The sequence below is a fragment of the Kitasatospora azatica KCTC 9699 genome, from assembly GCF_000744785.1.
Taxonomy (GTDB): domain Bacteria; phylum Actinomycetota; class Actinomycetes; order Streptomycetales; family Streptomycetaceae; genus Kitasatospora; species Kitasatospora azatica.
This window is the reverse complement of sequence record NZ_JQMO01000003.1, coordinates 5646252-5667028: the sequence shown is the minus strand read 5'-3', so window position 1 is coordinate 5667028 and position 20777 is coordinate 5646252. Positions and strand designations below refer to the sequence as shown.

Annotated in this window: 23 protein-coding genes; 8 read left to right on the top strand and 15 right to left on the bottom strand. The window is 72.1% G+C overall.

From position 1 onward, the window contains the following. Positions 1-35: 35 nt before the first annotated feature. Complete coding sequence (locus BR98_RS35605) at positions 36-1238, bottom strand: serine hydrolase domain-containing protein (RefSeq protein ID WP_035851573.1); 1203 nt, start codon at positions 1236-1238, stop codon at positions 36-38. A 50-nt stretch (positions 1239-1288) separates the two neighbouring features. On the opposite strand from BR98_RS35605, the gene BR98_RS35600 reads away from it, so the two are divergent. Next, the gene (locus BR98_RS35600) at positions 1289-1798 is read left to right on the top strand and encodes an NUDIX hydrolase (RefSeq protein ID WP_035851570.1); all 510 of its coding nucleotides are present in this window, start codon (positions 1289-1291) and stop codon (positions 1796-1798) included. Here BR98_RS35600 and BR98_RS35595 read toward each other — a convergent pair. Further along, on the bottom strand, positions 1780-2427 hold the full coding sequence (locus BR98_RS35595; RefSeq protein ID WP_035851567.1) for a cytochrome b/b6 domain-containing protein: 648 nt from the start codon (positions 2425-2427) through the stop codon (positions 1780-1782). The genes BR98_RS35600 and BR98_RS35595 overlap by 19 nt on opposite strands. Then, positions 2411-3085: a molybdopterin-dependent oxidoreductase gene (locus BR98_RS35590; RefSeq protein ID WP_083977771.1), complete on the bottom strand. Its 675-nt coding sequence runs from the start codon at positions 3083-3085 to the stop codon at positions 2411-2413. The genes BR98_RS35595 and BR98_RS35590 overlap by 17 nt, the downstream gene beginning before the upstream one ends. Positions 3086-3231: 146 nt before the next feature. Here BR98_RS35590 and BR98_RS35585 point away from each other — a divergent pair, with 146 nt between their 5' ends. Both BR98_RS35585 and BR98_RS35580 read left to right on the top strand, forming a co-directional pair. Then, complete coding sequence (locus BR98_RS35585; RefSeq protein ID WP_083977404.1) at positions 3232-4053, top strand: TetR/AcrR family transcriptional regulator; 822 nt, start codon at positions 3232-3234, stop codon at positions 4051-4053. Positions 4054-4152: 99 nt separating this feature from the next. Further along, positions 4153-6042, top strand: coding sequence for a serine/threonine-protein kinase (locus tag BR98_RS35580; protein ID WP_035851561.1), 1890 nt, complete (start codon positions 4153-4155; stop codon positions 6040-6042). A 39-nt stretch (positions 6043-6081) separates the two neighbouring features. On the opposite strand, the gene BR98_RS35575 is transcribed toward BR98_RS35580, so the two are convergent. The 6 genes from BR98_RS35575 to BR98_RS35550 all read right to left on the bottom strand — a co-directional run bounded on the left by BR98_RS35575 (position 6082) and on the right by BR98_RS35550 (position 10561). Further along, on the bottom strand, positions 6082-6987 hold the full coding sequence (locus tag BR98_RS35575; protein WP_035851559.1) for a LysR family transcriptional regulator: 906 nt from the start codon (positions 6985-6987) through the stop codon (positions 6082-6084). Between the two features lie 54 nt (positions 6988-7041). After that, the gene (locus BR98_RS35570) at positions 7042-7932 is read right to left on the bottom strand and encodes an amino acid ABC transporter permease (RefSeq protein WP_051970987.1); all 891 of its coding nucleotides are present in this window, start codon (positions 7930-7932) and stop codon (positions 7042-7044) included. Continuing rightward, entirely contained in the window at positions 7929-8573 is a 645-nt protein-coding gene (locus tag BR98_RS35565; RefSeq protein ID WP_035851556.1) for an amino acid ABC transporter permease, read from the bottom strand. The genes BR98_RS35570 and BR98_RS35565 overlap by 4 nt, the downstream gene beginning before the upstream one ends. Before the next feature lie 11 nt (positions 8574-8584). Beyond that, positions 8585-9481, bottom strand: coding sequence for a glutamate ABC transporter substrate-binding protein (locus BR98_RS35560; RefSeq protein WP_035851553.1), 897 nt, complete (start codon positions 9479-9481; stop codon positions 8585-8587). A 9-nt stretch (positions 9482-9490) separates the two neighbouring features. After that, the gene (locus BR98_RS35555) at positions 9491-10243 is read right to left on the bottom strand and encodes an amino acid ABC transporter ATP-binding protein (protein WP_035851550.1); all 753 of its coding nucleotides are present in this window, start codon (positions 10241-10243) and stop codon (positions 9491-9493) included. 63 nt (positions 10244-10306) lie between these two features. Continuing rightward, a complete protein-coding gene (locus tag BR98_RS35550) occupies positions 10307-10561 on the bottom strand; it encodes a LapA family protein (RefSeq protein WP_035851547.1) in 255 nt (84 codons plus the stop codon). 176 nt (positions 10562-10737) lie between these two features. On the opposite strand from BR98_RS35550, the gene BR98_RS35545 reads away from it, so the two are divergent. Next, positions 10738-11592, top strand: a complete 855-nt coding sequence (locus BR98_RS35545; protein WP_035851544.1) for an aldo/keto reductase — start codon at positions 10738-10740, stop codon at positions 11590-11592. A gap of 129 nt (positions 11593-11721) precedes the next feature. On the opposite strand, the gene BR98_RS40700 is transcribed toward BR98_RS35545, so the two are convergent. Next, the gene (locus tag BR98_RS40700; RefSeq protein ID WP_232247857.1) at positions 11722-12558 is read right to left on the bottom strand and encodes a MarR family winged helix-turn-helix transcriptional regulator; all 837 of its coding nucleotides are present in this window, start codon (positions 12556-12558) and stop codon (positions 11722-11724) included. A 410-nt stretch (positions 12559-12968) separates the two neighbouring features. Between BR98_RS40700 and fabG the strand changes: the two genes are divergently transcribed. After that, positions 12969-13736: a 3-oxoacyl-ACP reductase FabG gene (fabG, locus tag BR98_RS35530; RefSeq protein ID WP_035851542.1), complete on the top strand. Its 768-nt coding sequence runs from the start codon at positions 12969-12971 to the stop codon at positions 13734-13736. Between the two features lie 6 nt (positions 13737-13742). Here fabG and BR98_RS35525 read toward each other — a convergent pair whose 3' ends face one another. Then, the gene (locus BR98_RS35525; protein ID WP_051970985.1) at positions 13743-14750 is read right to left on the bottom strand and encodes an LLM class flavin-dependent oxidoreductase; all 1008 of its coding nucleotides are present in this window, start codon (positions 14748-14750) and stop codon (positions 13743-13745) included. 86 nt (positions 14751-14836) lie between these two features. Here BR98_RS35525 and BR98_RS35520 point away from each other — a divergent pair, with 86 nt between their 5' ends. Both BR98_RS35520 and BR98_RS35515 read left to right on the top strand, forming a co-directional pair. Next, the gene (locus BR98_RS35520) at positions 14837-15595 is read left to right on the top strand and encodes a helix-turn-helix transcriptional regulator (protein ID WP_035851540.1); all 759 of its coding nucleotides are present in this window, start codon (positions 14837-14839) and stop codon (positions 15593-15595) included. Between the two features lie 93 nt (positions 15596-15688). Next, complete coding sequence (locus tag BR98_RS35515; RefSeq protein ID WP_051971267.1) at positions 15689-16507, top strand: SAM-dependent methyltransferase; 819 nt, start codon at positions 15689-15691, stop codon at positions 16505-16507. Positions 16508-16513: 6 nt separating this feature from the next. Here BR98_RS35515 and BR98_RS35510 read toward each other — a convergent pair whose 3' ends face one another. After that, positions 16514-16720, bottom strand: coding sequence for a hypothetical protein (locus BR98_RS35510; protein WP_035851538.1), 207 nt, complete (start codon positions 16718-16720; stop codon positions 16514-16516). Positions 16721-16800: 80 nt separating this feature from the next. Beyond that, on the bottom strand, positions 16801-17049 hold the full coding sequence (locus BR98_RS35505; protein ID WP_157538123.1) for a hypothetical protein: 249 nt from the start codon (positions 17047-17049) through the stop codon (positions 16801-16803). Positions 17050-17169: 120 nt separating this feature from the next. On the opposite strand from BR98_RS35505, the gene BR98_RS35500 reads away from it, so the two are divergent. Beyond that, positions 17170-17445: a DUF6343 family protein gene (locus BR98_RS35500; protein WP_035851533.1), complete on the top strand. Its 276-nt coding sequence runs from the start codon at positions 17170-17172 to the stop codon at positions 17443-17445. 3 nt (positions 17446-17448) lie between these two features. Here the strand turns inward: BR98_RS35500 and BR98_RS35495 are convergent, their stop codons facing one another. Continuing rightward, on the bottom strand, positions 17449-18849 hold the full coding sequence (locus tag BR98_RS35495) for an aspartate aminotransferase family protein (protein ID WP_035851530.1): 1401 nt from the start codon (positions 18847-18849) through the stop codon (positions 17449-17451). Continuing rightward, a complete protein-coding gene (gene dxs, locus BR98_RS35490) occupies positions 18839-20761 on the bottom strand; it encodes a 1-deoxy-D-xylulose-5-phosphate synthase (protein WP_051970982.1) in 1923 nt (640 codons plus the stop codon). The genes BR98_RS35495 and dxs overlap by 11 nt, the downstream gene beginning before the upstream one ends. Positions 20762-20777 lie beyond the last annotated feature (16 nt).

The window sequence follows — 20777 nt, the reverse complement described above, 5'->3', positions numbered from 1 at the left end:
TTGTACTTTTTGAGAGTTGGCCCTCTCGGATCCAATCACATGTGTCCGAGGCTGGATCGGACCGCCGCGATGAGATTCCGGGACCGGATGTCACCGGTCACGCCCGGCTGCATACCGCAGGTGACGTAGCCGAAGCCGAGCCCGAGGTCGGGGTCGGCGAAGCCCAGCGCGCCGCCGCGGCCCGGGTGCCCGAAGGCGGCCGGGGAGCTCATCGGCGAGGTCGGACCGTGCCGGAAGAAGCCGTGGCCGAAGCGGGAGTTGACGATCAGCACCCGGTCCGGTCCGTCGCTGGCCGGGCCCGTCGCCTCGGCCAGCGTCACCGGGTCGAAGAGTGCCTGCGGCTGCTCGGCCGCACCGATCAGCGCCGCGTAGAACCGGGCCACCGAACGGGCCGTGCCGATCCCGTTGGCGCCCGGGATCTCGGCGGCCCAGGCGGCCGGCTCGTTGAGGTCCAGCTTGGGCCGGACGGCGCCGAAGGCGCGGGCGGTCAGCGTGGTCGGGTCCTGGTAGGCCTCGACCACCTCGCGCTTGGGGCGCAGCCGAAGGCCGCTCGCTCCCTGGCCTGCCGCGGCGGGCGGAGCCGGCAGGTCGACCAGCCTGCCGACCCGGGAGGCGGCCTCGGGCGGCAGCCCGATCCACAGGTCCAGGTCGAGCGGCCGGGCGAACTGCTCGGCGAAGTACTGCCCGAGGGTGCGTCCGGTCACCCGGCGAACCACCTCGCCGACCAGCCAGCCATAGGTGTAGGGGTGGTAGCCGTGGGCGGTGCCCGGCTCCCAGAACGGCTGCTGCGCGGCCACCGCGGCCACGGCCGGCTCCCAGGCCAGCACCTCGTCCACCGTCAGCGGGACGTCCAGCGCGGGCAGCCCGGCCCGGTGCGAGAGCAGCCAGCGCACCGGTATGCGCCCCTTGCCGGCCGCCTTGAACTCCGGCCAGTACTCGGCCACCGGCGCGTCCAGGTCCAACTCGCCGCGCTGGGCGAGCAGCAGCGCGGCAGCGGCCGTGCAGCCCTTGGTGACCGAGCGCAGCACCTGTGCGGTGTCCGCGTTCCAGGCCACCGCCGGCGCCGGTCGGCCTCCCACCTCGGGCCGCGCGTCGCCGCCCCACAGGTCGACCACCTTGCGCCCGCGCAGATAGAGCGCGAAGGCCGCGCCGAGCTCGCCGTACTCGCTGAAATTCTGGGCAAAGGCCGCACGGACCGCCTCGAACCCCTCGGCCGTCTCGCCCTGGATCTCCACCACGCTGTGCCTTTCACCGATCAGCTGATCACTCGCACTCTAGTCTGAAGGCCATGAGCGAACCGACGGACGAACTGCTGGACGTGGTGGACGAGCAGGACCGGGTGATCGGGCGGGCGACCCGGGCCGAGGTGTACGCGCGCGGGCTGACCCACCGCTGCGCGATGGTGCTGGTCCGCAACGCGGAGGGCCGGATCTTCGTGCACCGCCGCTCGGCCGGGAAGCAGTACGCGCCGGGGACGTACGACGTCTTCGTCGGCGGCGTGCTGGGCGTGGGCGAGAGCTACGCGCAGGCCGCCGTGCGGGAGGCCGAGGAGGAGCTCGGGGTCAGCGGGATCACCACCGAGCCGCTCTTCCGGTTCCTGTTCGACCTCGAGAGCGAGGCCTGCTCCTGGTTCTGCGATGTGCACCAGGCGGTGTGGACCGGTCCGGTGACCCCGCAGGTCGAGGAGATCGACTGGCACGGCTGGCTCACCGAGGAGGAGATCGCCGAGCGGCTGGACGAGTGGGACTTCGTGCCGGACGGGCGCGAGGCCTGGCGACGCTACCTGGCTCGCGGCTGATCGTCCTGGTCCGGCTCCCAGCGCGGGTGCTCGCGGGTGGCCCACAGCTGGTCCACCCGTCCGGTGCGCATGCCGCGCCGGGCCTCCGGGTCGCGCAGCGCCATGGAGATGTGCCCGAGCACCACCACACCGACCGCCAGCGCCAGCCAGTCGTGCACGAAGGTCGCGCCGGTGCGCCAGACCAGCGGCGCGAGGTGGGTGAACCACATCAGCAGCCCCGTGCCGAGCATCACCACCACCGCCCCCGCGATCCAGCCCGCGTAGAGCTTCTGCCCGGCGTTGAACTTCCCGGCCGGGCGGTGATAGGTCCGCCAGAGCACCCCGCGCAGCCACTCCCGGTCGTACGGCGCGAACCGGTTCAGCCGGCCGAGGTCGCGGCGCAGCGCCCGGGAGGCCAGGCCGAGCAGCAGCGGCACCGGCAGCAGCAGGCCCGCCCACTCGTGCACCACGACCACCAGTCGGCGCCGGCCGACCAGTTCGGCCAGCTGCGGCAGGTAGAGGCAGGCCGCGGTGACGATGCAGGTGAGCATCAGCGCGGCGGTGCAGCGGTGCACCCAGCGCTCGGCCCGGGTGAACCGGGGCAGCCACTTCCCGCTGCCGGCCGCCGCCGGGTCAGCTGGTGGGGGCATCGTCGCGCCCGTTCGACTTGCCCACCCAGGCGTCGGTGTCATAGCCGTAGTGCTCCCAGTAGCCGGTCTGGACGGTGGGTGTGACGGTGATGCCGGAGAGCCACTTGGCCGACTTGTAGAAGTACATCGGCGCCACGTAGAGCCGCACCGGGCCGCCGTGGTCGTGGGTCACCGGCTGGTCCTGCATCCGCAGCGCCACCAGGACGTCGTCGCGGCGGGCCTGGTCGAGGGTGAGGCTCTCGCTGTAGCTGCCGTCGAAGCAGGTGAAGTGCACGGCGGTGCCGCCGGAGCGGACCCCGGCCGCATCCAGCAGGTCGGCGAGCCGGACCCCCTCGAACGGGGTGGCGGGGACCCGCCAGCCGGTCACGCACTGCACGTCGTGGACGATCCGGGTCTGCGGCATCGCCCGCAGGTCGGCCAGCGTGTAGCTGCCCGGACGGTCCACCAGGCCGTCGACGGTCAGCCGGTAGTCGGTGGCGCTCTTCGCGTCCACCGGGCCGGTCACCGAGTAGTAGCGGAAGCCGCCCGAGTTCGGCAGCAGGCCGGTCAGCCCGGTCGGGTCCTGCTGCGAGACGCTCGACAGCACCGAGTCCAGCGCCCTGGAGAGCACCGGCCCGGCGGCCACCCCTGCGGCGCCGAGTCCGATCATGCCGAGCATCACCCGTCGGCCGACCGGCGTGCCGCGGGTCGGAGCTTTGTCGTTCACAGCAGCAATTGTCGTCCCGCCGGCCGGGCACGAACAGGGGCGCAGCCCGGACGTCAGACTTTCGTCAGACCCGGTCGCCCGCTCGATAGGGTTGGGCCATGGCCCCCCGAACGCCCGCAGCGGCTCCCAAGTCCCCGCCCCGCCGACGGCTGAGCGTGGACGAGCGGCGCGAGCAGCTGATCGCCGTCGCCCTGGAACTCTTCAGTGCCCGGCCGCCGGAGGAGGTGTCGATCGACGACATCGCGGCCGCCGCCGGTGCCTCCCGGCCGCTGGTCTACCACTACTTCCCCGGCAAGCAGGCGATCTACGAGGAGTCGCTGCGCCGGGCCGCCGCCGAGCTGGCCGGCCGCTTCGAGGAGCCGCCGGTCGGCGCGCTGTCGGAGCGCCTCGACCGGGTGATGGACCGTTACCTGGCCTACGTCGCCGGCCACGGTCCCGGCTTCGCCGCGCTGCTGCGGGGCGGCTCGGTGGCCGCCAGCCCCGGGACCAGCGCGGTGATCGACGAGGTGCGGCAGGCCGCGCACGACCAGATCCTCGGCCACCTGGCCTTGGAGCGGCCCAGCCCGCAGCTGCGGCTGACCATTCGGGTGTGGATCGCCAACGCCGAGATCACCTCGCTGGCCTGGCTCGCCGACCAGCAGCGCGAACCGCGCGAGGCGGTCCGCCGGCGGCTGGTGCAGGACTTCGTCGCCGCCCTCGTGGTCACCGCCGCCCGCGAGCCCGAACTGGCCGCCGCCCTCACCGGCTACCTCACCGTCGAACGCCCGGGCACCCCGACCGCCGGCCTGGTCCAGGACCTGATCGGCCTGCTGGCCGTGCCGGGCCTGGCGGAGGCCCTCGGCACCCTGGCGACCGAGGGCGGGGCCCCGGTGACGAACGGCGGCGCCACGGTGACGGACGGCGGAGACGGCGCGGTCTGATACAACAGCGGGGCGGAACAGCACAGTACGGACGGCGATCGGGGGCGGCGGAGGATGGCGCAGGACGGGTACGGGAATGGGGCGGCCACCCTGACGGGCATGGCGGCGGCCTCGGCCGGGGCTGCCGCCGAGGCGGTGTCGGCGACGCTCGACTCGCTGGCGGAGGCGCTGCTGGGCCCCGCGGTGACCCGCTATCCGGTGACGGCGCTGCGCACCGGCACTCCCCGGGCCGAGCTCTTCGACACCTGGCTCACCCAGTCCGGCCCCGGCCGTCTCGCGATTCCCGGCCATGGCTGTGTGGTGTCCTGCGCGGCCCGGCAGCAGTCCGCCGCCGCTCCGGCCACCGTCGAGCGCCTGCTCGCCCGCTACGGTCCGGCGCCGGTGCGCGGCGTGCCGGCCGCCCTCGACGCCGTGCCCGAGGCCGCCGCCTTCCACCTGCCGGTCAGCGCCGAGCCCTCGGCGGCCCGGCTGCGCCCCGCCTTCGCCGCCCCGCTGGCCGAACTGGCCGCCGGCCGGCACACCCAGGGCCTCGCCGAACTGGCCACCGGCAGCGGCGTCGAGGTCCGGCTGACCGTGCCCGCCGCCTTCCACGCCCTGACGGTGCGTGGGACCGACCAGGCCTTGGCCGAGCAACTCGGCGAGGTGGCGGAGGAGTTGTTCGCCGCTGACGCCACCACGGCGCGCCGGGACTGGGCCGTGCTGACCGGCGCCCTGGCCGACGAGCACGCGGCGGCCGGCGTGCGGTTCGCCGGTGTGGCCGCGCTGGAGGTCGACGGGCGCCCGAGCAACGCCTCGCTGGTGATCGCCCTGCACCGGGACGGCACCCCGGTCGCCGAACTCGCCGCCGAGCTGGCCACTTCGCGCCCGCAGGCGGAGGTGTGGACGGTGATCCTGCCGTCCGGTCCGGCGGTGGTGCTGGTCCAGGCGCGGACCGGCGCGGTGCCCGCCGCGCTGACCGCGGACGGCACGCGGCGCTGGGTGGTCTCCTCGGTGGTGCAGGCCTTCATGCCGCTGCCGGACGGCCTTTCGCTGCTCACGGTGCAGCTCGGGACCACGCACGGGGAGGACTGGGAGCTGTACGCGACGGTCTTCGCGGACCTGCTGCGCAGCGTGGTGGTCGGCTGGGACGGCGTCGACGCCCGGGCGGCGCTGGCGAGCCTGCCGGTCGCGCCGGCGCTTGCCCCGCTGCCCGCTCCACTGCCGTCTCCACTGCCGTCTCCGGCGCCTGCTCCGGCGCCCGCTCCGATGGCTGCTCCGGTGCTGGCGCCCGCTCCGGTGGTGGTGCCGCCTCCGCCGCCGCAGCCGCCGACGCCGCCCCAGCAACCGCCGCTGCCTCCTCAGCAGCCGCCGAGCGCACCGCCGGTGGCGCCCGAGCCCGCACCGGTGCTGGCGGCTACGCCCGCGCCCGGCAAGGGCACCCCCGTCATGGTCCCGCCGGACGACTTCGACCCCTTCGCCCCGCAGGCCGCCGAGCCCGCGGCGGCCCCCACCACCGCTGCCCCGGCACCGGCGCCCACGGCTGAGCCCGAGCCCGCCCCCGTGGTGCTCGACCCGTTCGGCACGGTGATGAAGAACCAGCCCCTGGACCCCTTCGGTACCGTCACCCGTGGCACCCCCGATCGCCCCGCGCCCCCTTCGTTCGCCGCTCCCGCGCGCGCGGCCGCGCCCACCACCGCGCCTGCGGCGCCGGGCAAGGGCAAGGGCACTCCCGTGATGGTCCCGCCGGACGACTTCGACCCCTTCGCCCCGCAGCCCGCGGAGCCGGCGGCCGCGCCCGCACCCACCAAGGGCACTCCGGTCATGGTCCCGCCCGACGACTTCGACCCCTTCGCCCCCCAGCCCGCGGAACCGGCGGCCTCCACCAAGGGCACCCCGGTGATGGTCCCGCCGGACGACTTCGACCCCTTCGCCCCGCAGCCCGCTACGCCCGCCCCGGCCGCCACTCCGGCAGCCGGCACCGCGCCGGCCAAGCCCGATCCGTTCTCCTAGCGCCAGTCCGGGCCAGGGGGCCCGGCGCTCGACGGACCGTCAGCAGCCGACCCGGGCCGCCCCGGCGGCCTTCAGCGCCTCGACCACCAGCGCGGTGGCCGGCAGCGGCAGGTGCTCGCGCAGCACGTAGGCGCTGACCTGCCGGCGGACGTGCGGTTCCAGCGCCCGCCCGGTGACCTTCCGGTGGCAGAGGAAGGAGAGCACCAGCGAGGGCGCCACCGCCAGCCCGACGCCTGCGGCCACCAGGCTCTGCAGCGCGAGGTTGTCGTCGGTGGTGACCACGATGTCCGGGTCGAAGCCCTCGTTGGCGCAGATGTGCAGGAAGTTGGCCCGGCAGCGGGCGCAGCCGGCGATCCAGCGGGCCTGGGCGAGCTCGGCGAGTCGCACCGCGTGCCGGCGGCTGAGCGGGTGGCCGACCGGGAGCAGCACCGTCAGCAGGTCCTCCATCAGCCTGATCTCCACCAGGTCAACGGGAAGTTCGGCGCGCAGGCCGGGATAGCTGAAGGCGAGCGCGATGTCGCACTCGCCGGCCAGCAGCTTGTTCAGCGAGTCCGGCGGTTCGGCCTCCAGCAGCTCGACCCGCACCTCTGGGTGGTCGTTGAGCAGCCGGGCCATCGTCTCGGGGACCAGTGTGGCGTTGGCGCTGGGGAAGGCGCAGAGCCGCACCCGGCCGGCTCGTAGCCGGGCCAGTGCCTGCAGTTGCTGCTGGGCGGCGCCCAGGTTGCCGAGGATGACGCCGGCGTGCCTGGCCAGCGTCTCGCCGGCCTCGGTGAGCCGCATCCGGCGCCCGTCCCGGGCGAAGAGCGGGACGCCGGCCTCTCGTTCCAGGGCGCGTATCTGCTGGGTGACGGCCGGCTGGGTGTAGCCGAGCGAGCGGGCCGCCGCGGTGTACGAGCCAGTGTTGACCACTTCGTGGAAGGTCCGGATGTGCCGCGAGTCGAGCATGGCCGAATCATAAGCAGTAGTTGGTGCAACCGGACATGCCCCAACCTCCGGTGATCATTCTTGAGCCTCCGGCGGCAGCCCCAGCTCGGTGTCCGCCGTCGCCATCGGGGCCCCGCCCTTCACCCGCGGACTGCGCCGTCCGCGCCGCTCGACCCAGTGGGCCAGCCAGGAGAGCAGCAGACACATCCCGATGTAGATCGGCGCGATCACCATCACCACCGGGATGAACGGCAGGTCGTAGTCGAGGTTGGTGGCGATCAACTTGCCCGCGTGCAGGAACTCCTCATAGGTGATCAGGAAGCCGAGCGAGGTGTCCTTGAGCGCCACCACCAGCTGGCTGATGATGCTCGGCAGCATCGCCCGGTTGGCCTGCGGCACCAGCACGTAGGACATCACCTGGGTCTTGCGCATCCCGAGCGCGAAGGCCGCCTCCTTCTGCCCCTTGGGGACGGCCAGCACCCCGGCCCGGAAGACCTCGGCCAGCACCGAGCCGTTGTACAGGGTCAGTCCGGCGACCAGTGCCCAGAGCGGTTGCACCTTCATCGCGACGAAGATGAAGAAGATCATCACCAGCAGCGGCATGGCCCGGAAGAACTCCACCACCAGGGTGCAGAACCAGCGCACCACCCGGTGGTCGGAGAGCCGCCCGGCGGCGAAGAGCGCACCGAACGGCAGCGCGAACAGCACCGTGAGGCCGAAGGCCTTGAGCGTGTTGAGCAGACCGTGCCAGAGCAGCTTCTGGATCCCGATGTACTGGAACGGATTCCACTTGGCGTAGCTGAACTGCCCGGTGTTGACCAGCTGGTAGCCCACCCAGGCGAGCAGTCCGGCGATCGCCAGCAGCGCGAGCAGACTGTACAGCCGGTGCCTGGAGCGGGCCTTGGGGCCGGGGATGTCGTAGAGCGCGCTGGCGCTCGGCTCCGCGTGGCGCACCGCCGTCGTCATCGGGACACCGCCAGTCGTCGTTCCAGCAGGTTGAAGACGGCGCTGATCGTCAGGGTGATGACCAGGTAGCCGACCGCGATCCAGACGAAGGTCCAGATGATGCTGTAGCCCAGCTCGTTGATGGTCCGGTAGGTGCCGAGCAGTTCGATCACGCTGAACGAACCGGCGATCGCCGAGTTCTTCGCCAGTGCGATCAGCAGGCTGCCGACCGGGGCGATCACCGCACGGGCGGCCTGCGGCAGCACCACCAGCGAGAGGGTCTGGCCGAAGGTCATGCCCAGGCTGCGGGCGGCCTCGCCCTGGCCGAGCGGCACGGTGTTGATGCCCGAGCGCAGCGCCTCGCAGATGAAGGCCGAGGTGTAGCAGCCGAGTGCCAGCACCGCGAAGGTGAAGAACGGCAGCGAGATGCCGAACCGGGGCAGCCCGAGCACCACGATGAAGAAGAGCAGGGTCAGCGGGGTGTTGCGCAGCACGGTGACCCAGGCCGTGCCGAAGGCGCGCAGCGCGGGGACCGGCGAGACCCGGAAGCCGGCGATCAGCACCCCGAGCGCCAGCGCGAGGGCCGCGCTGACTGCGGTGAGCTCCACGGTGCCGACGAAGCCGCGCCAGTAGGTGTGCCAGTTGGCGGTCAGGACGTGCATCGGGCCGCTCCTCAGTACCGCTGGATCGGGGGCGGGGTGGGTGCCGGGACGCCGGACAGGCCGAGCGTCGCGTCGTAGGCCTTCTTCCAGTCGCCGTTCTGTTCGTGGTGCGCCAGCGCGTCGTCGAGGGCGCCGCGCAGCACCGCGTCGTTGTGCGGGGTGCCGATGCCGTAGGGCTCGGTGGAGAACGGCTGTCCGGCGATCTTCAACTCGTCCGGCACCTTGGCGGCGTAGCCCTGCAGGATCGCGTTGTCGGTGGTGACGGCGTCCACCTGACCGGAGACCAGGTTGTCCACGCAGGCCGAGTAGGTGTCGTAGCCGACCAGCTTGGCCTGCGGGTACTGCTTCTGGATCCGCTGGTAGGGGGTCGATCCGGAGGCCGAGCAGACCGTCTTGCCGGCCAGGTCCTGCGGGCCCTTGATGCTGTTGTTGCTCTTGCGGACCAGCAGGCCCTGCCCGGCGACGAAGTACGGACCGGCGAAGCCGACCAGCTTCTTGCGGTTGTCGTTGATGGTGTAGGTGCCCACGTAGTAGTCGACCTGGCCGTTCTGCAGCGCGGTCTCCCGGTTGGCGGAGGCGATCGTCTTGAACTGGATCTGGCCGGGGCCGAAGCCGAGGTCGGCGGCGACCATCTTGGCGATCTCGATGTCGAAGCCGGAGTAGACGCCGCTGGCCGGGTCCTTCTGGCCCAGGTAGGGCTGGTCCTCCTTGGCGCCGACCACCAGGTGGCCGCGGCCGCGCGCGGCGTCCAGGGTGGGCGAGCCGGTGACCGGGGGGCCGGCGGCGACCTGGTAGCTGGGCAGGCTGCTGGGCTGCGGGCCCTTGGTGGGCGGGCTGCCGGGCTTGCCGCAGGAGACCGGCGCGGCGATCAACAGCAGCAGGAGCAGGAGGGCGAAGGGGCGTCGCACGGCCGCCCCTCAGTGCTTGAGGATCTTGGAGAGGAAGTCCCGGGCGCGTTCGCTCTCCGGGTTGGCGAAGAACTCCTCCGGTCTGCGGTCCTCGACGATCCGTCCGTCGGCCATGAAGACCACGCGGTTGGCGGAGGCCCGGGCGAAGCCCATCTCGTGGGTGACCACCACCATGGTCATGCCCTCGGCCGCCAGAGCGCGCATCACGTCCAACACCTCGTTGATCATCTCGGGGTCGAGCGCCGAGGTCGGCTCGTCGAACAGCAGCGCCTTCGGGTCCATCGCCAACGCCCGGGCGATCGCCACCCGTTGCTGCTGCCCGCCGGAGAGCTGGGCCGGGTACTTGTCGGCCTGGTCGGCCAGGCCGACCCTGGTCAGCAGCGCGCGGCCCTTGGCCTCGGCCTCCTCGCGGCCGCGCCGACGGACCTTCAGCTGGGCCAGCGTCACGTTCTGCAGCACCGTCTTGTGGGCGAAGAGGTTGAAGGACTGGAAGACCATGCCGACCTCGGCGCGCAGCCGGGCCAGCCCCTTGCCCTCGGCCGGCAGCGGCTGCCCGTCGATGGTGATGATGCCGCTCTCGATCGGCTCCAGCCGGTTGATCGCCCGGCAGAGGGTGGACTTGCCGGAGCCGGACGGGCCGATCACCACCACCACCTCGCCACGGCCGACGGTGAGTTCGATGTCCTGCAGCACGTGCAGCGCACCGAAGTGCTTGTTGACCCCGCTGAGCTGGATCAGCGGGGTGAAAGACGCGCTGGTCACCTGGTCCCCTCCCCTTGGCCTTACGGGCCGGTGCCGGCCGGACGCGTGCCGGCCGGACCGGTGCTAGCGGTTGTCGCGGCGGCCCTTGAACAGATAGCCGAGCACCGCGCCGATCAGCAGGGTCGCGGCGAGCGCGATCCACAGCGGCGCGGTCACGGTGAAGACCCAGAACTGGATCTTCACCCGCTCGAGATTGGCCAGCAGGAACCAGAGCGCCAGGGCGCCCACCACCACGCCGACAACAACCCTGGTCGGGATGCCCGCGATATCGCTCGGCCGCTTCCGACCGGAGAACGAACTGTCCGGGTTCTTGGTCACAGGGGCAGTCTGCGCGCCGATCCGACGGAAGATCAGCCGATCCGCCAGCAGGTGCCCCGGACGGAGTACGTACTGTCCCCCGCAGGAGTGGCGGCGCCGGACCCTCGGGAAGAATTACGCGCCCGCTTTGTTGTCCATGGAGCACTACTGGACAACCTCGAAGGGCACCCCTTCTCGTGAGCACCATCCCCAGCATCACCCTGAACAACGGTCTCGCCATGCCGCAGCTCGGTTTCGGCGTCTGGCAGGTCCCGGACGAGGAGGCCTCGGCCGCCGTCCGCACCGCCGTCGAGGCCGGCTACCGCAGTATCGACACCGCCACCATCTACGAGAACGAGGTCGGCACCGGCCTCGGCATCCGGCAGGCCGGGGTTCCGCGCGAGGAGCTCTTCCTCACCACCAAGCTGTGGAACAGCGGGAAGCGCGACTGGTCGGGCCAGGCCGGGCGGGACGCCGTGCTGCGCGAGTTCGACGCCTCGCTGGACAAGCTCGGCACCGACTACCTCGACCTCTACCTGATCCACTGGCCGCGCCCGATGCACGGCAGCTTCGCGAACATCTGGCAGGCCTTCGAGGAGCTGCTGGCCGGCGGCCGGACCAGGGCGATCGGCGTCTCCAACTTCGGCCAGGCCGAGCTGACCCAGCTCTTCGAGACCACCTCGGTGGTTCCGGCGGTCAACCAGGTGGAGCTGCACCCGCACTTCCCGCAGCAGGAGCTGCGCGCCTTCCACGCCCAGCACGGCATCGCCACCGAGGCGTGGAGCCCGCTGGGCCAGGGCAAGGAGCTGCTCGGCGAGCCGGCGCTGGCCAAGATCGCGGCCAAGCACGGCCGGACGGTGGCGCAGGTGGTGCTCCGCTGGCACCTGCAGATCGGCGTGATCGCGATCCCGAAGTCGGTCACCCCGTCCCGGATCCGGGAGAACCTGGACGTGGCCGGCTTCGAGCTGGACGCGGAGGACCTCGCCGCGATCGCCGAGACCGCCACCGGCCGGCGGCTGGGCCCGGACCCGACGGGCTTCGACTGGAACTGAGCCCGAGAGCTCGGACCGGAACCCGAACCGGAACCGGTGAACTGACCGCCAGTCAGTGAAAAACCCTGTGGGCGCCCCTTGTCGAGGGGCGCCCACAGGGCTTGTGACCAGGGCCGAACAGGCGAATCGTTACGCCACCGGCGAGAGTCGGGCCGCCTTGCCGAGCAGCACCAGCACCCGCTGGTGCTCGGCGGCCTCCAACGGTTCGAGCAGCAGCCGCTCCACCTCGGCCACCCCGGCGGCGGCGCTGTGCAGCAGCTCCTGACCGGTGGGCGAGAGCGAGAGCAGGTTGCGCCGGCCGTCCGAGGGGTCGCGGCGGCGCAGCACCAGCTGGCGCCGGACCAGCCGGCTGACCATCTCGGCCATCGTCGCCTTGTCCAGCGAGGCCAGTTCGCCGACCGTGCGCTGGTCGGCGCCCGGCTCGGTCTCCAGCGCGTCCAGCACGGCGAACTGAGGCGCCGTCAGCTCCGATCCCACGTGCTCGGACCAGAGCTTGGTGTGCACCTGCTGGCCGACCCGGATCAGGTAGCCGACCGCGCGCTGCGCATCCAGCAGCGGTCGGGTGTCGGTCAGTGCGGCGACCGCGGCCGGTTCCAGCCTGGCTATCTTGGCCAGGACCCGGACCAGTTCGAGCTGCTCGTCGGAGCTGAGCGGTTCGAACAGGGTGCGCTGCACCCGGACCACTCCGCCGGTGGCCTCCCGCACCGCCTGGGCGCCGTTCTGCGAGAGCGCGAGCAGTTTGCGCCGGCCGTCCGCCGGATCGCGTCGGCGCAGCACCAGGCCACGCCGTACCAGCCGAGCGACCATCTCGGCCATCGTCGCCTTGTCCAGCGAGGCGCGTTCCCCGACGGTGCGCTGGTCGGCGCCCGGTTCGAGAGCGAGCGCGAGCAGGACCGCGAACTGAGGAGCCGTCAGTTCGGCTCCGACATGTTCGGACCACAGCCGGGTGTGGACCTGCTGGGTCACGCGGATGAGGTGGCCGGGCGACTGCTGAAGCCGTCCGGGCACACGGGTCGTCGGGATCTCCCCCAGCACCATGAATCCGTCCTGATGTCACACCCGGCGTGCTGTGGGACACCCGGGCGGGGCAGTAGCGGCGTGCTGGCCTCCCCCGGTGGGACCGGCACCAACCGCAGTGATGTCGACCCGTTTCGAGGGGAGCTCCGCCGTGCAGCCGACGGCTGCTGGCGCACACTATACAAACGGAGCCCCCCGTGCGGCAGGCAGGGGCAGATAGTAGACGGATGTTCGGTGTACTTGTGGTATTTCGTCCCGTGCGGCCGACTTGACCGATCCGCTCGGCGAGGCTCTGGCCCCACTAACTACTCGTCGGTAGGGTAGCTGCACCCCTGAACCGAGAGAGACGAGTACTACGCATGACCGAGCAGACCAGCACCCCGAAGGTCGCCGTCGTCACCGGTGCCGCCCGCGGTATCGGTGCCGCCACCGCGCTGCGGCTGGCCGCCGACGGTTACGCCGTGGCCGTGGTCGACCTGGAGGAGTCGGCGGGCAAGGACACCGTGGAGAAGATCGTCGCGGCCGGCGGCCGGGCCCTCGCGGTGGGCGCGGACGTCTCAGACGAGGCCCAGGTCCAGGCGGCCGTGGACCGGATCGCGGCCGAGCTCGGCGCACCCGTCGTCCTGGTCAACAACGCCGGCGTGCTCCGCGACAACCTGCTCTTCAAGATGTCCGCCGCCGACTGGGACACCGTGATGAACGTGCACCTGCGCGGCGCCTTCCTGATGACCCGCGCGGTGCAGAAGCACATGGTGGACGCCGGGTTCGGCCGGATCGTCAACCTCTCCTCCTCCTCGGCCCAGGGCAACCGCGGCCAGGCGAACTACTCGGCCGCCAAGGCGGGCCTGCAGGGCTTCACCAAGACCCTGGCGATCGAGCTGGGCAAGTTCGGCATCACCGCCAACGCGGTGGCCCCGGGCTTCATCGCCACCGACATGACGGCCGCCACCGCGGCCCGGGTCGGCATGGAGTTCGAGGCCTTCAAGCAGGCCGCCGCCACCCAGATCCCGGTCAACCGGGTGGGTGTGCCCGAGGACATCGCGCACACCATCTCCTTCCTCGCCAGCGAGGGTGCGGGCTTCGTCAGCGGCCAGGTGATTTACGTCGCCGGTGGCCCGCTCGACTAGTTCGTCCTACGTAGCGTCCCTGGTCACCTCGTCGAGCTGCTGACCAGGGACGCTACGTATTTGGCCGCTGATCAGAGCGGGCTTCAGCTCCGCGATCCGACGCAACTGGGTGCGCTGGGTGTGGATGTCCAGGCCGGCGATCCGGATCAGCAACTGGCGTGCGCCGGCGGCCAGATGCCCGTTCAGCGCGGCCAGTACCCGCTCGGGGGTGCCGGACACCACCAGCTGGATGGTCTCCACCACCTCGACCGGCAGTCGGTAGCTCGCCCGGCAGTAGGCGTCGAGTTCGGCGCGGCCGCCGTCTGCGGCGTCGGTGAGCAGCACGGTGACGAAGAGCGCGGGTGCGACGGCCTCGGCCGGGCGCCCCGCCTCGGTCGCGGCCGCCCGGACGGCAGCCAGGCCGGCGGCGTAGTCGGCGGCCTGCGGCGGGTAGGGCAGCCAGCCGTCGTAGAGCCGGCCGGTGCGACGGAAGGCGGCCGGGGTGAAGCCACCGAGCCAGATCGGCGGGCCGCCGGGGCGGTGCGGGGCCAGGCTCTCGGGGATGTCGTCCAGCCGGAGCACGGTGCCGTGGAACTGTGAGGGCCCCTCGGTGCTCCACAGCTGCCGCCAGAGCGCGACCGTCTCGTCCAGCCGGGCGAACCGCCGGGCCCAGGGCACCTCGGTGGCGGCGTACTCGCGCTCCGATCGGCCGGGGAAGCCGGCGCCGACCGTCACGGTGAGCCGTCCGGTGCTGAGCAGGTCGAGGGTGGCGAGCTCGCGGGCCGCCTGCACCGGGCGGCGGAAGGCGGGCAGCAGCGCCGCGGTGCCGATCCCGACCCGCTCGGTGCGGGCCGCGACCGCCGCCAGGGTGGTCAGCGGATCGGCCACCGGGCGCAGCAGGGTGTCCCCCGCCCAGACCGCGTCGTATCCCAGCTCCTCCGCGTCCACCGCGAAGTCGATCAGCGCGGGCAGGTCCAGCTTCTCGCCCCACTGCGCGCCGGCGGTCGGCAGTACCACTCCGGTTCGTATCTCCATGCCCGCCAGCCTGCCGAGCGCCCGGGACCGGCCACAATTCCCTGCCGGGAATGGCGATTCCCCGGCCCGGCCCGTAGAACGGAGCCATGGAGTTCCCCACCGCCCTGCGCGAGCGCCGTGTCCAACGCCGACTCAGCCAGCTGGATCTGGCGCTCCGGGCCGGCACCACCCAGCGGCACGTCAGCTTCATGGAGACCGGCCGCTCGGAGCCGGGCCGGGCGATGGTGGTCCGGCTGGCCGAGTCCCTGGAGCTGCCGCTGCGCGAGCGCAACGAGCTGCTGCTGACGGCCGGTTACGCACCCGCCTACCCCGACCGGCCGCTGCAGGCGCCCGAACTGGCCGCCGTCCGGGAGGCGCTGGACGCCGTGCTGACCGGCCATCTGCCCTACCCGGCCCTGGTGGTGGACCGGCACGGCAATCTGGTCGCGGCCAACCCGGCCTTCGCGCTGCTCACCGAGGGCGCGGCGGACGAGCTGCTGGCGGAGCCGCTCAACGTCTACCGCCTCGCCCTGCACCCGCGCGGTCTGGCCGCCCGGATCGCCAACCTGCCCGCCTGGGGCCGCCACGTCCTGCTCGGCCTGGAGCGGGCCGCCCGGCAGGACCCGGGTGGCGGACTCGCCGAACTGGCCGCCGAGCTCGCCCCGTTCGTCCCCGCGGACGGCGGCAGCGAGGGCACCCTCGGCTTCGCCGTCCCGCTGCGGCTGCGCACCCCGCGCGGCGAGCTGCGGCTGATCACCACCGTCACCACCTTCGCCACCGCCACCGAGGTCGCGCTGGCCGAACTGCGTCTGGAGGCCTTCCTCCCAGCCGACCGGGCCACCGCCGAGCTGCTGTCGACAAACTGACGAACCGTCGTACACCTGATCGGCTGCTGTCTATGCTGCTGCCATACCAATGCACGAAGGCGGGAGCAGGCGATGGAGAACGACACCACCTGGATGGCGCAGGACTGGACGGAGGAGCCGCACCCGGCCACCGACCTGCGCCCGGAGATCCCGCACCCGGCCCGGATCTACAACTACTTCCTCGGCGGCAAGGACAACTTCCCGGCCGACCGCGCGGCGGCCGAGAAGGTGATCGCGGTCGCCCCGCAGACCCCGGGCGCGGCCAAGGCCAACCGCGCCTTCCTGCAGCGGGCGGTGCGCTTCGTCGCGGACCAGGGCATCGACCAGTTCCTCGACATCGGCACCGGCATCCCCACCGCGGGCAACACCCACGAGGTGGCGCAGCAGGTCGCCCCGCAGGCCCGGGTGGTCTACATCGACAACGACCCGATCGTGCTGGCGCACGCCCGGGCCCTGATGGCCGGCCCCGGGCACGGCGCGACCAGCGTGATCCAGGCCGACCTGCGCGATCCCGCCGAGATCCTGGCCGATCCGCGGGTGCGCGAGGCCCTGGACTTCGACCGTCCGATCGCGCTGATGCTGGTCGCGGTGCTGCACTTCGTGGACGAGGAGCAGGACCCGTACGGGATCGTGGCGACCCTGCTGGACGCGCTGGCGCCGGGCAGCTACCTGATCCTGTCGCACGCCACCGCCGACTTCGACCCGCCGGCCCGTGCGGAGGCCGGCAAGGAGATCTACCGGAAGGCCACCGCGCAGGTCAGCCCGCGCACCCGGGAACAGCTCGAGCGGCTGGTCGCGGGCCTGGAGCTGGCCGAGCCCGGGTTGGTGGTGCTGCCGAAGTGGCGGCCGGAGTCCGCCGAGGCGGCCGAGGTCTGGGCGCCGGGCTACGCGGCGGTGGGCCGCAAGAAGTAACCGGCGCTAGTGGTACTGCGTGAGTGCCCGCAGCCGGGCCGCCTCCGCGACCATGGCGGCCCGCTCGGCGCGCCGCGCCTTGCGGGCCTCGTCCGCCCCGAGCGGCTCCACCACGTGGAAACAGGCCCCGCACACGTACCCGCCCTCCGGCCCCTCGGACACCGGGGTACCGCAGGACGCGCAGTACCGGGAGTAGGTGACGGTGGCGACCATGACGACCTCGCATCGGGTACGAAGAGTACGTCCACGGTAGCGTCTTGACCGTACATCAGAAAGAGCGAGCTGAGGGACGGTCAAGCATCCACCGGGTGGCCGGCGGTGATCGTTCCGGTGCCGTCGCAGGTCCGGCACGGCTCCTCGCGGTAGGCCTGCTTGCTGCCGTCCGCGGACACCCGGTAGCGGGTGTACGTGCCGGTGCCGTTGCACAGGAAACAGTTGCCACCGCCGTCCCGCTCGGTGGTGCCGGTGCCCTTGCAGGTCCGACACTGCAGGCCGGCCAACCGCCCGGTCCCGGTGCAGATGGTGCACACCGCGATGCTCACGCCGGTCATCCCTTCGCCGCGCCCCTGAAGCGGGGGCCAATGCCTCGGTCCACGAGGGTACCTCCGGATTAGCCTGGAATGGTCCGGGTACCTCGCTGACGTGAGGAAGGTGGGACCGGCATGCGCTATGCGACCACACCGCGCCGGTGGCGCAGCGGGACGGAGCCGCGGTTCGCCCGCAGCGACCTCAAGCTGCGTTTCCTGCTCTCGGTGCTCTTCACCCCGTTCTTCGCGTTGGCCACCGCCGCCTTCGCGTACTTCGCCGCGCTGGCGAAGCCGACCAGCGTGCCCAGTCGGGGCACCCTGATCGGCTTCGCGGTCTTCTGCTTCGCGCTGACCGTCTTCGCGGCGGTCGACCTCTACATCGTGATCCGCCGCCGCCGGGTCGAGCTGTGAGCCTCAGCGGCTGCCGACCGCCTGCTTGACCAGCGTCCTGCCGAAGTCCCACATCAGCCCGCTGCCGCGGTGCGCGTCGTCCATCACCTCGCTGAACGCGTCCACGAAGCGGTCCACCTCGCGCTCGGTGATGATCAGCGGCGGGATCAGCTTGATCACCTCGAGGTGGTCACCGGAGACCTGGGTGAGGATCCGGTGCCGCTGCAGCAGCGGGACCACCACCATCTGGGCGAACAGGCCCTTGCGGGCGGCCTGCAGCGCCGTCCAGCCGGTGCGCAGCTTGAGCGACCTGGGCCGGCCGAACTCGATGCCGATCATCAGCCCGCGCCCGCGCACCTCGGCCAGCAGCTCGTACTTCTCGCTGAGCGCGGCCAGCCGGGAGCGGAACAGGTCGCCGACCACCCGGGCGTTCTCCACCACCTTCTCGTCCTGCATCACCTGCAGGGTGGCCAGGCCGGCCGCCATCGCCTGGGCGTTGGAACCGAAGCTGGCCGAGTGCACCAGCACCCGCTCCATCGAGGAGTAGACCTTCTCGAAGATCCAGTTCTTGCCGAGCGTGGCGCCGATCGGCACATAGCCGCCGGACAGCGCCTTGGCCGCGCAGACCAGGTCGGGCTGCACGCCCTCCTCGTCCTGGTAGGCGAAGAAGGCGCCGGTGCGGCCGATGCCGGTCTGCACCTCGTCGCAGATCAGCAGCGCCTTGTTCGCGTGCAGCAGCTCCTGGGCCGCGAGCAGCCAGCCGGGCGGGGGCGCGTGCACGCCCTTGCCCTGGATCGGCTCGACGATCAGCGCCGCCACGTCGCCCTTGCGCAGTTCGCGCTGGAGCGCGCCGAGGTCGCCCAGCGGGATCGCGGTGTCCGGCAGCAGCGGGTCGAAGCCCTTGCGGAAGCCGCTCTCGCCGTTGACCGAGAGCGATCCGGTGGTCAGGCCGTGGAAGGCGTGGTCGCAGTAGATGATCCGCTTGCGGCCGGTGGCGTAGCGGGCGAACTTGAGCGCCGTCTCCACCGCCTCGGTGCCGCTGTTGCCGAAGAAGACCCGGTCCAGGCCGGGAGCGAAGCCGAGCAGGCGCTCGGCCAGCAGACCGGGCAGCGGCGGGCAGTCGAACCGGGTCAGGTCGGGCAGGTCGAGGTCCATCACCTGCTGGACCGCGTCGCGGACCACCGGGTGGTGGCGGCCCAGCGCGAAGATGCCGAAGCCGGCCAGCATGTCGAGGTACTCGTTGCCCTCGGCGTCGTAGAAGTACGCGCCGCTCGCACGGTCGTAGGTCTTGTCGAAGCCGATGGTGTGCAGCATCCGGGGCAGCTGCGGGTTGAGGTACCGGGCGTGCAGCTCGTACCGCTCGCCGCCGCGCTCGGCGAGCAGGGCGGCGAGGTCCAGAGGGTTGGCGGGGCGGTCAGCTGGCACGGGGCTCGTTCACTCCTCGGTCGGTCAGCAGGTGCTTGGCGAAGGCGGCGGCCTGGGCGGCGATCCCGGTGCCGGTCAGACCGGCCTCCTCCATGATCTCGCCGCGGCTCGCGTGGTCAAGGAACTCCTGGCGCAGGCCGAGGTCGCGCAGCGGGGTGTCCACCTCGGCGTCGCGCAGCGCCTGGGCGAGCGCCGCGCCGACGCCGCCGGCCCGGCCGTTGTCCTCGACGGTGACCACCAGGGTGTGTTCGGCGGCGAGCTGGACGAGCGCCTGGTCCACGGGCTTGACCCAGCGCGGGTCGACCACCGTGGTGGCGAACCCGTCAGCGGTGAGCAGCGCGGCGGCGTCCAGGCAGGCGGTCGCCATGGTGCCCACCGAGACCAGCAGGATCTGCTGCCCGGTCCGGCCAGGCACCTGGGTGCGCTGCAGCACGTCGACCCCGCCGAGCTGCTCGACGGCCGGCACCACCGGGCCGACCTCCCCCTTCGGGAAGCGGACCACGGTCGGCGCGTCGTCGACCTCCAGCGCCTCGTGCAGCTGCGCCTTGAGCTGCTCGGCGTCGCGCGGCGCGGCCAGCCGCAGTCCGGGGACCACCTGGAGCACCGACATGTCCCACATGCCGTTGTGCGAGGCGCCGTCGTTCCCGGTCACACCGGCCCGGTCGAGGACGAAGGTGACGCCCAGCTTGTGCAACGCGACGTCCATCAGGACCTGGTCGAAGGCCCGGTTGAGGAAGGTCGCGTAGACCGCGACCACCGGGTGCAGCCCGCCGGTGGCAAGACCCGCCGCGCTGGTGACGGCATGCTGCTCGGCGATGCCGACGTCGAAGATCCGCTGCGGGAAGGCCTTGGCGAACGCCGCCAGGCCGACCGGCTGGAGCATCGCGGCGGTGATCGCCACCACGTCGGGGCGCTGCGCGCCGATCGCGAGCATCTCCTCGCCGAAGACCGAGGTCCAGGAGGTGCCGCCGCTCGGCGAGATCGGCAGGCAGGTGTACGGGTCCATCGCGCCGACCGCGTGGAACCGGTCCGCCTCGTCCAGCTCGGCCGGGCGGTAGCCGCGGCCCTTGACGGTCAGGCAGTGCACGATCACCGGGCCGCCGAAGCCGCGGGCCTTGCGCAGCGCGGACTCCACGGCGGCGATGTCGTGCCCGTCGATCGGGCCGACGTACTTCAGGCCCAGGTCCTCGAACATGCCCTGCGGCGCGAAGGAGTCCTTGAACCCCTTCTTGGCGCCGTGCAGCGCCTCGAAGATCGGCTGGCCGACCACCGGGGTGCGCTGCAGCGCCTCCTTGCCCCAGGCCAGGAAGCGCTCGTAGCCCTGGGTGGTGCGCAGTGTGGCCAGGTGGTTGGCCAGTCCGCCGATGGTCTTGGCGTAGGAGCGCTCGTTGTCGTTGACCACGATGACCAGCGGACGGTCCTGGGCCTCGGCGATGTTGTTCAGCGCCTCCCAGGCCAGCCCGCCGGTGAGCGCGCCGTCGCCGATCACCGCGACGGTCTGCCGGTCCCGGCGGCCCTGGATCTGGTGCGCCTTGGCGATCCCGTCGGCGTAGCTGAGCACGGTGGACGCGTGCGAGTTCTCGATCACGTCGTGCTCGGACTCGGCCCGTGAGGGATAGCCGGACAGCCCGCCCTTGGCGCGCAGCCGGCTGAAGTCCTGACGGCCGGTCAGCAGCTTGTGTACATAGGTCTGGTGGCCGGTGTCGAAGAGGATCCGGTCACGCGGCGAGTCGAAGACCCGGTGCAGCGCGATGGTCAGCTCGACCACACCGAGGTTGGGGCCGAGATGGCCGCCGGTGCGGGAGACGGCCTCGATCAGAAAGTCCCGGATCTCCTGGGCCAACTGGGGCAGCCGGGTGGCCGGTAGCCGCTTGAGGTCGGCCGGCCCGTTGACGGAGGACAGCAGTGACATGACTCCACCTCTCGAT